The organism is Streptomyces sp. NBC_01410 (assembly GCF_045040195.1).
Classification (GTDB): domain Bacteria; phylum Actinomycetota; class Actinomycetes; order Streptomycetales; family Streptomycetaceae; genus Streptomyces.
Genome location: NZ_CP109530.1, coordinates 2,243,280 through 2,255,051, shown reverse-complemented (window position 1 = coordinate 2,255,051; position 11,772 = coordinate 2,243,280). Strand labels below are relative to the sequence as shown.

Annotated in this window: 11 protein-coding genes and 1 tRNA gene; 3 read left to right on the top strand and 9 right to left on the bottom strand. The window is 67.2% G+C overall.

The genetic code is table 11. The annotated features are described in order from the left end of the window. The first annotated feature begins 98 nt into the window (after window positions 1–98). Entirely contained in the window at window positions 99–857 is a 759-nt protein-coding gene (locus OG741_RS10415) for an SIMPL domain-containing protein (protein ID WP_405596495.1), read from the top strand. A 169-nt stretch (window positions 858–1,026) separates the two neighbouring features. Continuing rightward, a complete protein-coding gene (pyk, locus tag OG741_RS10410) occupies window positions 1,027–2,460 on the top strand; it encodes a pyruvate kinase (protein ID WP_405596494.1) in 1,434 nt (477 codons plus the stop codon). Window positions 2,461–2,490: 30 nt separating this feature from the next. Here the strand turns inward: pyk and OG741_RS10405 are convergent, their stop codons facing one another. Beyond that, a complete protein-coding gene (locus tag OG741_RS10405; protein ID WP_405596493.1) occupies window positions 2,491–3,255 on the bottom strand; it encodes a hypothetical protein in 765 nt (254 codons plus the stop codon). A 109-nt stretch (window positions 3,256–3,364) separates the two neighbouring features. Next, window positions 3,365–3,439: transfer RNA gene (locus OG741_RS10400), tRNA-Leu, on the bottom strand. A 100-nt stretch (window positions 3,440–3,539) separates the two neighbouring features. Between OG741_RS10400 and OG741_RS10395 the strand changes: the two genes are divergently transcribed. Then, window positions 3,540–4,190: an ANTAR domain-containing response regulator gene (locus tag OG741_RS10395; protein WP_266477505.1), complete on the top strand. Its 651-nt coding sequence runs from the start codon at window positions 3,540–3,542 to the stop codon at window positions 4,188–4,190. A gap of 59 nt (window positions 4,191–4,249) precedes the next feature. Here OG741_RS10395 and OG741_RS10390 read toward each other — a convergent pair whose 3' ends face one another. The 7 genes from OG741_RS10390 to OG741_RS10360 form a co-directional block, all read right to left on the bottom strand. Continuing rightward, on the bottom strand, window positions 4,250–4,966 hold the full coding sequence (locus OG741_RS10390) for an ABC transporter ATP-binding protein (RefSeq protein WP_405596492.1): 717 nt from the start codon (window positions 4,964–4,966) through the stop codon (window positions 4,250–4,252). Then, the gene (locus OG741_RS10385; RefSeq protein WP_405596491.1) at window positions 4,966–5,859 is read right to left on the bottom strand and encodes an ABC transporter ATP-binding protein; all 894 of its coding nucleotides are present in this window, start codon (window positions 5,857–5,859) and stop codon (window positions 4,966–4,968) included. Before OG741_RS10385 ends, OG741_RS10390 begins: the two co-directional genes overlap by 1 nt. A 3-nt stretch (window positions 5,860–5,862) precedes the next feature. Beyond that, the gene (locus OG741_RS10380) at window positions 5,863–7,689 is read right to left on the bottom strand and encodes a branched-chain amino acid ABC transporter permease (RefSeq protein ID WP_405596490.1); all 1,827 of its coding nucleotides are present in this window, start codon (window positions 7,687–7,689) and stop codon (window positions 5,863–5,865) included. A gap of 5 nt (window positions 7,690–7,694) precedes the next feature. Beyond that, complete coding sequence (locus tag OG741_RS10375) at window positions 7,695–8,624, bottom strand: branched-chain amino acid ABC transporter permease (RefSeq protein ID WP_266477513.1); 930 nt, start codon at window positions 8,622–8,624, stop codon at window positions 7,695–7,697. A gap of 95 nt (window positions 8,625–8,719) precedes the next feature. Further along, window positions 8,720–9,949 (bottom strand): branched-chain amino acid ABC transporter substrate-binding protein, encoded by a 1,230-nt coding sequence (locus tag OG741_RS10370; protein ID WP_266477515.1) that lies wholly within the window; start codon window positions 9,947–9,949, stop codon window positions 8,720–8,722. Window positions 9,950–10,824: 875 nt separating this feature from the next. Continuing rightward, the gene (locus OG741_RS10365; protein WP_405596489.1) at window positions 10,825–11,220 is read right to left on the bottom strand and encodes a hypothetical protein; all 396 of its coding nucleotides are present in this window, start codon (window positions 11,218–11,220) and stop codon (window positions 10,825–10,827) included. A gap of 48 nt (window positions 11,221–11,268) precedes the next feature. After that, window positions 11,269–11,739, bottom strand: coding sequence for a PaaI family thioesterase (locus tag OG741_RS10360; RefSeq protein WP_405596488.1), 471 nt, complete (start codon window positions 11,737–11,739; stop codon window positions 11,269–11,271). Window positions 11,740–11,772: the final 33 nt, after the last annotated feature.

Genomic DNA, 11,772 nt, shown 5'->3' with positions numbered 1-11,772 from the left:
TTGAGATGGCACAACGCGCGTAGATTCTGGCGCAGGAGCCACCTCCCGCAACACCCCCTGGGGGTTTCCATCTGGTGACCACCCGTTGTCGGACCCGGATGGGAGAGTGGTCCGTGACGACCGCGACACGAGGGAGCCCGCCCGTGACCACCGACGCACCCACCACCGCCGCCCCGTACGGCACCCCGGAGACACCACGGGTCGCCGTCCGCGGCGAGGCGCGGCTGGAGTTCGACCCGGAGATCGCCAGGATCGGCGTCACGGTCAGCGCGCGCGGCACGGACCGGCGCAGCGCCCTGGAGGACCTCACCCGGCGCAACTCCACAGTCCTGGACCTGATCAAGTCGTACGGCGAATCGGTGGAGAAGCTGGAGACCGGCGCCTTCTCCATCACGCCCGAACTGACCCGGCACGGCCGGGGCGAACGCGTGCGCGCGTACTACGGCCGGGTCCACATCACCGCGGAACTCAGCGACTTCACCGCCCTCGGTGAACTCACCACCCGTCTCGCGGACCTTGAGCTGACCCGCGTCGACGGCCCCTGGTGGGCCCTGCGCCCGGACTCGCCGGCCCACGGCGAGGCCCGCCGCCAGGCCGTGAAGGAGGCCGTCCAGCGGGCCCGTGAGTACGCCGAGGCGCTGGGCGCGCGGCTGGCCGCCCTGGTCGAGCTCGCCGACCTCGGCGCGGAGAACGCCGTGCCGTACGGAATGCCGCAAACCCCCGGTGCCATGCGCATGGCCGCGTACGGCGGCACCGAATCCGCCGAAATCGCACCCGCTCTGGACCTGGAACCACAGCGCCAGACCGTCTACGCGCAGGTCAATGCCCGCTTTACGATGACGCCGCCACAGCTGTGACGGAGTGTGATCAGCGGGTCGACTGAGGGGTGGCCTCCGACGGCCCGGAATGCTCATCGGAGCACCCCCGCGCACAATTAAACACTTGTCAATAACCCTTCACGTAAAGGTTGTTGAGTGGTCATGCGAGACGAATTCTCTACCGGCCGGTAAGGCCTAGGCTCGACATATGCGCCGAGCAAAGATCGTCTGCACTCTTGGGCCCGCCACCGACTCGTACGACCAGATCAAGGCACTGGTCGAGGCCGGAATGGACGTCGCCCGCTTCAACCTCAGCCACGGCACCTACGCCGAGCACGAGGAGCGCTATCAGCGCGTTCGCAAAGCGTCCGACGAGTCGGGCCGCAGCGTCGGCGTCCTGGCCGACCTTCAAGGTCCGAAGATCCGCCTGGGACGCTTCCGCGAAGGTCCCGTACTGCTTGAACGCGGAGACGAGTTCACCATCACCGTCGAGGAGACCGAGGGCGACCGCCACATGTGCGGTACCACCTACGCGGGCCTCGCCGGAGACGTCACCATCGGTGAGCGCATCCTCGTCGACGACGGCAAGGTCGCCCTGGAAGTGACCACGGTGGACGGCCCCAGGGTCCGCACCACCGTCGTCGAAGGCGGCATGATCTCCGACCACAAGGGCCTCAACCTCCCCGGCGTCGCCGTCTCCGTCCCCGCTCTGTCCGAGAAGGACATCGAAGACCTCCGCTGGGCACTGCGCATCGGCGCGGATATCATCGCGCTCTCCTTCGTGCGCAACGGACGCGACATCGAGGACGTCCACCGCATCATGGACGAGGAGGGCCGCCGGCTCCCCGTCATCGCGAAGGTCGAGAAGCCGCAGGCCGTCGAGAACATCGACGACATCGTGGCTGCTTTCGACGGCATCATGGTCGCCCGCGGCGACCTCGGCGTCGAAATGCCTCTGGAGCAGGTGCCGATCGTCCAGAAGCGCGCCATCAAGCTCGCCAAGCGCAACGCCAAGCCGGTCATCGTGGCGACCCAGATGCTCGACTCGATGATCGACAACTCCCGCCCCACGCGCGCCGAGGCATCTGATGTCGCCAACGCCGTCATCGACGGCACCGACGCGGTGATGCTCTCGGGCGAGACGAGCGTCGGGAAGTACCCCGTCGAGACGGTGAAGACGATGAGCCGCATCGTGGAGGCGGCCGAGGAGGACGTGCTCGCCAAGGGCCTGCCGCCGCTGACCGAGCGCAACAAGCCCCGCACCCAGGGCGGCGCGGTGGCGCGCGCGGCCGCGGAGATGGGTGACTTCCTGGGCGCGAAGTTCCTGGTCGCCTTCACCCAGTCCGGCGACACCGTCAAGCGCCTGTCCCGCTACCGCTCCCCGATCCCCCTGCTCGCCTTCACACCGGACGCGGCCACCCGCTCCCAGCTCAACCTCACCTGGGGAGTGGAGACCTTCCTCGGCCCGCATGTCGACTCGACGGACGCGATGGTCGCCCAGGTCGACGAGGAGCTGCTGAAGATCGGCCGCTGCCAGAAGGGCGACATCGTGGTGATCACGGCAGGCTCCCCGCCCGGAGTCCCGGGCTCCACGAACCTGGTGCGGGTGCACCACATCGGCGAGGACGACAGCCACGCGTAGGCGGCTGGTTGGGTCTGTCGGGGCGGGTGGTCAGTACTTCGGCCCGACGTGCAGATCCATGAGCGCGACGGAAGCGCGCTTGGCGACGGAGATGTTCTTCGTGTTGGCCTGCTTCCACTCGACGCCAACGTTGTCGAGGGCACCGACGTAGAGCTGCCGGATGTCGTCCGAGACATTGGTGAAGAAGTACCGCGGATACTCGTAGCGTTTCTGCTCGCCGTTGACGAGGCGGCTGGTCCAGTTCGTGATCCGACAGCCGTCGGAGTGGACCAGGCCGCGGATGAACTCCCAAGGGTGCGCGCCGACGATCTCCTGTTGCCACGGTTCGAGCGCGATCTTCCGTTCGTGCTTCTTGCCCGGCCCATGCTGGGGGAAGAGGCACGGCCAGTGCCTGCCGTAGCTCGTGACCATGACGTAGCCCTGCTTCTGCAAGATGCAGCAACTACCCTCCGGGCGCACGGCCAAGACGGCGGACCGGCAGCTGTCGATAAGCCCGGGCCACGCGTCGGCGCACGCGATTCGCAGGTGGTATCCGCCGCGTGGGTGGGCGCTGATGCAGCCATCGCCAAGGTAGAGGCCCAGGAGATAGGAGTACGCGGCGGCATCGTCGGGGACTCCGGGATCGGGCAGACATCTGGGGCACGGTGGGGCTTGCATGCGTGGCAGGGGTTCGATCCGCGTCCGCCACTCGCGGATTGCGGCGCGCGATATGCCAACCTGCTTGCTTACCGAGTTCAGGCTGCACCCTTGGGCGATGAGTGACAGGGCTCGCTTGCGAGTATCAACGTCGTACATGCGGCCGAGCCTGGCCGGATTTTGAGGGCCGAGGAGCGGAACGGCGACGCGATCACACGTTCACGTGAATCTCGACTGTTCCAACGTGACCTTGGAACCGAAGGAAAGGTGCCCCGGGTCGGACTCGAACCGACACTGTATGGGTTTTGAATCCATTGCCTGCTGCCAATTGGGCTACCGGGGCTCACAGAATCAAAGGTTTCCCCTGACCTGCCGCAGCAACACCTTACCGCAGCTGGGTAGGCTCATGGAGAGCTGTACATGCCCTGAACGAGGAGCCCAGCGTGACCGCCCCCGACTCGCCCCAGCCCGCCGACGACGACAAGTCGCATGTCCCTCCGCTGACGACCCGCGTCGTGATCGCCGAGGACGAGGCCCTCATTCGCCTCGACCTCAAAGAAATGCTGGAGGAAGAGGGCTACGCGGTCGTCGGTGAGGCCGGAGACGGTCAGCGGGCCATCGAGCTCGCCCGGGAGCACCGGCCGGACCTCGTCATCCTGGATGTGAAGATGCCCGTCCTGGACGGGATCTCCGCGGCCGAGAAGATCGCCGAGGAGTCCATCGCGCCGGTCCTGATGCTGACCGCGTTCTCGCAGCGCGACCTCGTCGAGCGGGCCCGGGACGCCGGTGCGATGGCGTATCTGGTCAAGCCGTTCAGTAAGAGTGACGTGGTCCCGGCCATCGAGATGGCCGTCTCCCGCTTCACGGAGCTCAAGGCGCTGGAGCAGGAGGTCGCGGACCTCTCGCAGCGGCTGGAGACGCGCAAGCTCGTCGACCGGGCAAAGAGCATTCTCCAGACGCAGTACGGGCTCTCCGAGCCGGCCGCGTTCCGCTGGATCCAGAAGACGTCGATGGACCGGCGGCTGTCGATGCAGCAGGTCGCGGAGGCGGTCATCGAGGACGCGGAGGAGAAGAAGGCCGCGCAGGGCCAGTAGGCATACGGAAGGGCCCGCACCCCCTGACCGGGGTGCGGGCCCTTCCGTATGTGTGCGGCTCAGTCCTCGCCGAGGTACGTCTTGCGGACGGACTCGTCGTGGAGCAGCTCCCGGCCGGGGCCGGAGAGCTTGATGGTGCCGATCTCCATGACGTGAGCCTGGTCGGCCAGGGAGAGGGCGGCCTGGGCGTTCTGCTCGACGAGCAGAATCGTGGTGCCCTGGGCCTTGAGCTCGACGATCGTCGCCATGATCTTCTGCATCATGATCGGGGACAGGCCCATCGAGGGCTCGTCCAGCATGAGCAGCTTCGGCTGCGACATCAGCGCCCGGCCCATGGCGAGCATCTGCTGCTCGCCGCCGGACAGCGTGCCCGCGGCCTGCTTCCTGCGCTCTCCCAGAATCGGGAACAGGTCGTAGGCGCGCTGCATGTCCTTCTCGATGCCCGCCTTGTCGTTGCGGAGGAAGGCGCCGAGCCGCAGATTGTCCTCGATGGACATGCGCGGGAAGATGTGCCGCCCCTCGGGGGAGTGTGCGAGCCCGAGGGAGACGATCTGGTGGGCCGGCACCTTCTTGAGGGACTTGCCGTTGAACTTGACCTGGCCGCCGACGGGCTTCAGAAGGCCCGAGAGGGTGCGCAGCGTGGTGGTCTTACCGGCGCCGTTGGTGCCGATGAGGGTGACGACCTCGCCGGCCTCGACGCTGAACGAGATGCCTTTGACGGCCTCGATCTTGCCGTAGGCGACGCGCAGGTCCTCGACTTCGAGAAGTGCGGTCATCAGTCGTTCTCCTTGCCTGCGGATCCGGTGGTCCCGGTTTCAGCCGCTTCCACTTCCGCTGCTTCTTCCTCGCCCGGGGCGCCCTCGAAGGGCTCTCCGAGGTAGGCGGCGATGACGCGTTCGTCTCCCTGGACGGTTTCGCTGTCGCCCTCGACGAGCTTCTCGCCCTGGACGAGTACCGCGACGCGGTCGCACAGGTTGAAGATGAAGCGCATGTCGTGCTCGATGACGAGGACGGCGATGCCCATGTCCCGGATGGCGAAGACCAGTTCCTCGGTCGCCCGGGTCTCCTGCGGGTTCATGCCGGCCGTCGGCTCGTCGAGGAGGAGCAGGCCGGGGTCGCTGGCCAGGGCCCGCGCGATCTCGAGCTTGCGCTGCTCGCCGTAGGGGAGGTTGCGCGCGAGGTGCTCGGCCTTCTCGGCGAGGCCGATGAACTCGAGGAGTTCCATGGCCCGTGCCTTGGACTTGGCTTCGGCCTTGTGGAAGCCGGGGCCGCGCAGGAGTGCGGACCAGAGGCCTTCGTTGGTACGGGTGTGGCGGCCGACGAGCACATTCTCCAGAACGGTCATGTTGCCGAAGAGGCGGATGTTCTGGAACGTGCGCGCGACGCCCGCAGCCGTGACCTTGAATGACTTGGAGGGGAGGACGGTGCCCTTGTAGCGGACCTCGCCCTCGGTGGGGATGTAAAGACCGGTGAGGCAGTTGAAGAAGGTGGTCTTCCCCGCGCCGTTGGGGCCGATGAGGCCGACGATCTCGCCGCTGTTGACGGTGAGGTCGACCGAGCGCACGGCGGTGAGGCCGCCGAAGCGCATGGTGACGCCGCGGGCGTCGAGGACCGTCTCGCCGGGCGCGGTGGCCGGGGCGGTGCCCTTCGTGGTGGTGTCGGTGGTCATGGATCAGACCCCTGTCTTGCTGAGGACTGTGGGCGCTTCCGCGGATTCGTGGAACTCGAGCTGGCGGCGCCGGTTGGGGATGAGTCCCTCGGGCCGGAAGCGCATCAGGAGTACGAGCGCGAGGCCGAAGGCGAGAAGCTGGTAGTCGCCGAGGAACTGCAGCTTGGCGGGGATCAGGTAGAGCAGCGCGGCGCCGACGAGCGGTCCGCTGATCGTTCCCATGCCGCCGAGGACGACCGCGGCCAGCAGGAAGGCCGAGTTCGGCGGGACGACGTGGGCGAACTGGTACTGCTCGGGCGTCACGGTGTAGGTGACGTGGGCCTGGACCGTACCGGCGAGGCCGGCGAGGGTCGCACCGAGAGCGAACGCGATGAGCTTGACCCGGAAGCCGTTGATGCCCATGGCGAGCGCCGCGGTCTCGTCCTCGCGGATCGCGATCCAGGCGCGGCCGATGCGGGAGTCACCGCTGCGGCGGAAGACCACCACGACGATCAGGGTGATCAGCAGCATCAGGAAGAAGTAGTTCGCGAACCGGCCGATGGTGACGCCGAAGATGCTGTGCTCGATCCCGAAGTCGAAGCCGAACATCTGCAGGTTCGGGATCGACGAGATGCCGTTGGACCCGTTGGTGATGTCGGGGCCGGAGGTGCCGTCGAGGTTGTTGACGGTGATCCGGAAGATCTCACCGAAGCCGAGCGTCACGATCGCGAGGTAGTCGCCGCGCAGTCGCAGGGTCGGGGCGCCGATGAGGACGCCGAAGACCATGGACGCGGTGGCGCCGACGAGGACCGCTCCCCAGAAGGGGAAGTGGACGTCGAACGGCGAGGACGGCGATCCGGAGACCATGGCCGCGGCGTACGCGCCGACGCCGAGGAAGGCGACGTAACCGAGGTCGAGGAGTCCGGCGAGGCCGACGACGATGTTCAGACCGAGGGCGACGGTGGCGAAGATCAGGATGTAGACGCCGATGGTCGCGTACTGGTCGTCGGACTGCGTGAAGGGGAACGCGGCGGCCGTGGCGAAGGCGCCCGCCATCGTCACCGTGCGGTGCCGTGCGGTGAGCACGGACAGCTGGCTGACCAGGCCGGCCTTGAAGAGGGCGGCGAAGCCGAAACCGGCGGTGATGAGGAAGCCGATGAACAGCTCGTCGTACTCGGTGCCGATGCCGTACGTGAAGACGACCAGGCCGAAGCTGAGTGCCGCGACGATGAGCAGGATCTCGACGTAGGAGGACATCTTGCGGGGGGCCGGTGCGGTGCCGCTGGCGAAGGCCGCCTTGAAGGTGGTGAAGGAGGCGCGGGCGTTGTGCCGGAACTGGTCCCAGCCGGCGTCGTCGGGGTCCGCCGGGTCGGGCTCCGGGCGCTCGAAGGGCAGCGCGAGGGCGCCGATGAGGGTGGCCAGGGTGGCGATTCCCGCGATGAAGCCGCCGGGCTCGAGGTTGGCGAGGCCGCCGAGCTGGTAGCTGATGGCGATCAGCGTGAACCAGGTGGTGGAGAAGGCGGCGAGTGCGGCGAGCCTGATGGAGCTGTCGGCACCCGCGGGGGCGAGCCACTTCAGGCCCTTGACCCCGTACGAGGAGAGTCCGAACAGGGTGGTCAGTGCGCCCGCGATGAGGACGAGCCACTGGAGTCCGCCCGGGTATCCGTAGACCGTGAGGTCGCCGGGGAAGGCGGCTGTCCAGGTCCAGGCGAGGAACGCGGAGATGACGGTGAGAGCGCCGCCGCCGGTTGCCACCGCTCGCGCGATGTGCGGCGGGAGGGCGATGAGGCCCGTCTGTGCGCTGTCGGCCGGGGTACGCGGAGTGTCCGCGGTCGTGGTCTGTGTCGTCATCGGTGTCACGCCCTGTCCGCGACGCGCTCGCCGAGGAGGCCCTGTGGCCTGACGAGGAGCACGACGATGAGAAGTACGAAGGCCCAGACGTCGGCCCAGGACTGGCCGCCGAGCTGCTGCATGCCGGGGATGTCGTTGATGTAGGCCGTGGCCATGGTTTCGGCGATGCCCAGGGCGAGACCGCCGAGCATGGCGCCGTAGATGTTGCCGATACCGCCGAGGACGGCCGCGGTGAACGCCTTGAGACCGAGGATGAAGCCCATGCGGAAGTTGACTTCGCCGTACTTGAGGCCGTACGCGACGGCTCCGACGGCGGCGAATGCCGCGCCGAGGGCGAACGCGACCACGATGATGCGGTCGGTGTTGATGCCCATGAGCTTGGCCGTGTCCGGATCCTGGGCAGTGGCCTGCATACCGCGTCCGGTGCGGGTCTTCATGACGAAGAAGGCGAGGATCGCCATGCAGATGGGGGCGGCTATCAGCAGGAAGACGTCACCGGTCTGGATGGTGATGCTGCCGAAGTGGAACGGGCCGCCGGGGATTTCGGGGAAGGTACGGGAGGACTTCGCCTCGGGGTACCAGGCCCACACCGCCTGCTGAAGGGCCAGGGAGAGGCCGATGGCGGTGATGAGCGGGGCGAGGCGGGGTGCGGTGCGAAGTGGACGGTAGGCGAAGCGTTCCGCGCCGACCGCGATGGTGGTGGCGACGATGATCGCTCCGACCAGCATGAGCGGCAGAGCCAGCCACATGGTGGTGCCGGTGGGAAGGATGAGCCAGACCGTGAGGGCCCCGAACCCTCCGGTCATGAAGATCTCGCCATGGGCGAAGTTGATGAGCTGGACAATGCCATAAACCATCGTGTAGCCGATGGCGACGAGCCCGTACATGGATCCCAGTAGCAGGCCGTTGACCAGCTGTTGCGGCAGTTCGTGCACCGCAGGTCCTCCGAGTCTTTCGACGGATGTGACACCGCGCGGGGCGCTTGTCTTGCGACGCCCCGCGCGGCAGGTGAGGTGTTACGGACTGACGATCAGCCGGCGAACGTGCCGGACTTGACGGCCTTCCAGGCAGTGCCCTCGTACTTGTAGACCGTGAGCTGCTTGTTGGTGGCGTCACCGAACTCGTCGAAGGCGACCTTGCCGGTCACACCGTCGAAGGAAACACCCTGCAGGGCCTCGATGACCTTGGCGCGGGCATCGGAGGGAAGCTTGCCGTCATTGCCCTCGACGACCTTCTTCACGGCCTCGATGATCGACCAGGCGGAGTCGTACGAGTAGCCGCCGTAGGCCTCGTAGGCCTCCTTGTAACCGGCCGCCTTGTAGTTGGCCACGAAGTCCTTGGCCGAGGGGAGCTCCTCGACCGGCGCGCCGACGGAGGTGGCGAGGTCGCCCACGCCCTCCTTGCCGGAGAGCTTGATGAAGTCGGCACTGTAGATGCCGTCGCCGCCGGCGAGCGGGATCGCGGCACCCGACTTCTTGATCTGCTTGCTGAGCGGGCCCGCGACCGGGTACTCGCCGCCGTAGTAGACGACGTCGGCCTTGGAGCTCTTGATCTGGGTGACGACGGCCGCGAAGTCCTTGGTGTCAGGGTTCACGTGCTCGGTGCCCGCGACCTTGCCGCCGAGCTTCTCGAACTCCGCCTTGAAGGTGGCGGCGAGACCGGCGCCGTACGTCTTCTTGTCATCGATGATGAAGACGTTCTTCTTCTTGGCATCGTTGAAGAGGTACTGCGCGGCGAACGGACCCTGGATCGCGTCCGTCGTCGCGGTGCGGAAGTACGACTTGTACGGGCGAGCCTTCTCGCCGCCGTTCCACTTCGGCCCCTGGGTCAGGGCCGGGTTGGTGTTGGCGGGCGAGACCTGGGCGAGCTTCGCGTCGTCGAAGACCTTCTGCATGGACTCGGCCACGGAGGAGTTCAGCGGGCCGACGACACCGAGGACGTCCTTGTTGGCGACGAACTTGGTGGCGTTCTGCTGTCCGGAGGACGGCTGGGCCTGGTCGTCGAAGGCTTCCACCTTGAAGGTGATGCCGTTGACGTACTTCTTGGCGTTGGCCTGCTTGGCCGCGAGGTCGACAGAGTTCTTGATGCCGAGACCCAGAGCGGAGAGCTCACCGGTCAGCGGGGCATCGATGCCGATGACGACCGTGGTACCGCCGCCCTCGGCCCCACTGTTCTTGTCGTCGCGCGAGCCACAGGCGGTGAGCGACAAGGCTCCCGCGGTGAGCGCAGCCGTGATGGCTACTAGCGAACGTTGACGCACGATCAGTCCTTTCACCTGGCACGGCCGCCCCCCATGGGACGTACCGAGTCGAGCGCTGGAACCGAACTCTGAGGTAATCCGGCGGCGCGGTGACTGGCGGTGACTCTAAGCGCGGTATTGGGGGAGGTGGAGTGGTCTGGGCAATGATGTGACGCTCTTGTTATGCCGCGACGTAATGGATAGCGGATTTTCGAGGGTGGAACGGGGGAATTCAGGCCGGTTCGTCTTGTCCGCATGCTGAGAACGTGCAGGACCGTTCGTGGGTTTGAGTCCTGACATCTGACCTTGGTGGCACGCAGTGCCAACCGCTCTGGCCAGGTCTCGGGCGTACCGATCGCCCAGAATGTAACTGTGTTCTTGGATTGCGCGAGCATTACGCAGTGTTACGTCGAGGAAAGGAAGCCCGGCATTCCGTGCCACTGATCGGCATTCCGACACGTGAACCGTAACGAGTACTTTGCGTGGCTTTCCAGAACTCACAGTGAACGGCGTCAAAGGATTGCTCGACACCCACAGACCTGCCGAGGTCTGGGTAATCCGCTCCACCGTGACCGGGGGTCCTGAGGTCGTACTGAACGTGACGGTGAAGTCGAACGAGTCGTCCGCTGCGACCGGCCGGGCGGGTGCCTCGTAAGCCAGCGCGACCGCTTGCGCCGGCCACGGCGTGGGCGGCGGCGGGGGCGGCGTCGGCCGGGTCACATAGAGGTACGACGCTCCCGCGGCGAGGATCCCCGCCAGGGCGGCGGCAAGGAGGGCGGGATGATGTCGCGCCGCGAAGTCGGCCGCCCGGCTGTTCGCGAGCCGAACCGGAGAGGGAGCGAAGTCGTCGTCCGGCGCGTACGTGCCATCGCCCGGCTCCACCGGGCCGACTCCGCTCATTGCCAGGGGCCTCCAGTCGGGGTCCCGTCACGGTAGCGCTCGGCGCACCGGGCTGCAGCCTGACTGTCAATCAATTTCCGTGCGGCAGCCTGCCCTTGGCGCCTCTGCTCGGCGCGTGCGGCGGCCGTGACGTCCAGCAGGATCCGGTTCTGGCCGTCGGACAGACCCATGGCCTGGTAGTCCAGGTTGGCCTGCTTCCCGCCGTCGAGCACGACCCGTGCCCAGTGGGATATCAGCTGCTCGCACAGCTTCTCCGGGGACGTGGTCCGAGGCGAAGGGGATGAACGGCCCTCGCCGCGCGAGCCGCCCCCGCAGCCGGCGAGGGCGGCGATCGCGAACGCGAGCGCGCACACGAGCAACAGCCCGCCCCGGGGCGGTGGTCCTGGCCTCATACGAGGAACGCTAGACGCCGGCCCGGGGCGCGACAATGGCCGGGACGGTCAGCCCCCGGCCGGACCCGCGGCATCGCGCAGCAGGCACGTCAGACGGGCCGTGCAGACCCGCTTGTCCTGCTCGTCGGAGATGACGATCTCGAACGTCGCCGTGGAGCGGCCGCGGTGCACGGGTGTCGCCACGCCCGTGACCAGGCCGGACCGGACACCACGGTGGTGGGTGCAGTTGAGGTCGACGCCGACGGCGATCTTGGTGGTCCCGCCGTGGAGCATCGAGCCGATCGAGCCGAGAGTCTCCGCGAGGACGGCGGAGGCGCCGCCGTGCAGCAGTCCGTACGGCTGGGTGTTGCCCTCGACCGGCATCGTGCCCACGACACGGTCCGCCGAGGCCTCGACGATCTCGACGCCCATGCGATTGCCCAGATCCCCGGCGGAGAACAGCGCGGGCAGGTCGACCCCGAGCGCTGCGTATTCGTCGATGACCTCTTGCGGGAACTTCACGGTTCTCTGCTCGCCCATGGGGGTCCGGCTCCGATCTCGGTACGTTGCGTG

Excerpts from the sequence above, each read along its gene's own strand:
- OG741_RS10390 (WP_405596492.1), bottom strand. The coding sequence starts at position 4,966 with ATGACCGCACTTCTCGAAGTCGAGGACCTGCGCGTCGCCTACGGCAAG.
- OG741_RS10385 (WP_405596491.1), bottom strand. The coding sequence starts at position 5,859 with ATGACCACCGACACCACCACGAAGGGCACCGCCCCGGCCACCGCGCCC.
- OG741_RS10405 (WP_405596493.1), bottom strand. The coding sequence starts at position 3,255 with ATGTACGACGTTGATACTCGCAAGCGAGCCCTGTCACTCATCGCCCAA.
- OG741_RS10380 (WP_405596490.1), bottom strand. The coding sequence starts at position 7,689 with ATGACGACACAGACCACGACCGCGGACACTCCGCGTACCCCGGCCGAC.
- OG741_RS10365 (WP_405596489.1), bottom strand. The coding sequence starts at position 11,220 with ATGAGGCCAGGACCACCGCCCCGGGGCGGGCTGTTGCTCGTGTGCGCG.
- OG741_RS10415 (WP_405596495.1), top strand. The coding sequence starts at position 99 with ATGGGAGAGTGGTCCGTGACGACCGCGACACGAGGGAGCCCGCCCGTG.
- OG741_RS10360 (WP_405596488.1), bottom strand. The coding sequence starts at position 11,739 with ATGGGCGAGCAGAGAACCGTGAAGTTCCCGCAAGAGGTCATCGACGAA.
- pyk (WP_405596494.1), top strand. The coding sequence starts at position 1,027 with ATGCGCCGAGCAAAGATCGTCTGCACTCTTGGGCCCGCCACCGACTCG.